This is a genomic window from Flavonifractor plautii ATCC 29863 (genome assembly GCF_000239295.1).
Taxonomy (GTDB): Bacteria; Bacillota; Clostridia; order Oscillospirales; family Oscillospiraceae; genus Flavonifractor; species Flavonifractor plautii.
In genome coordinates, this window is sequence record NZ_JH417690.1 from 240 (window position 1) to 731 (window position 492).

At 60.8% G+C, this 492-nt stretch carries 1 pseudogene; it reads right to left on the reverse strand.

Annotated elements, in window-relative coordinates:
• A pseudogene (locus tag HMPREF0372_RS05125) lies at positions 1-492 on the reverse strand (hypothetical protein); the annotation flags it as partial.

Sequence of the window (492 nt, forward strand, 5' to 3'; positions counted from 1 at the left end):
CCCGGCACAGCCGGTTGAGGCCATTGATGGACAGGCGCTCCGCCGGAATGCTGCGGATGACCTCGTCGGGCAGGGTGCTGTCCGCTACCCTGGAGTGTACCTGGGGGCTGTCCCGTATACCGGTGCGGCACAGGAGACGTTCCAGCCTGGCCGGGCTGTCCGGCAGGATCAGCAGAGTGCTCTGCCCCTCGCCGGAGGATGCCTCCAGGAGTATGACGAACTCCCGGTCAAGATAGTCCGGGAAGGGACCGCCCTCCGTGTAGAGCTGTTCCAGCTCCATACCGTTATCATAGACCACCCCATAGGGGGTTACGGTACCGTGCTCGTTGAGGATCAACTTCAGGGCCTCTGCCCTGCCGTCTACCTGTTCCAACTCGTCCACGGGCATGTGGCCACCATGGAGCGTTAGGATGTGCGCCTTTCCGATGTCCTCTAGATCTGAGAAGCTTGTAATTACCGTGGCCTGCTGGCAGCAGAAGGTAAGATTGATAA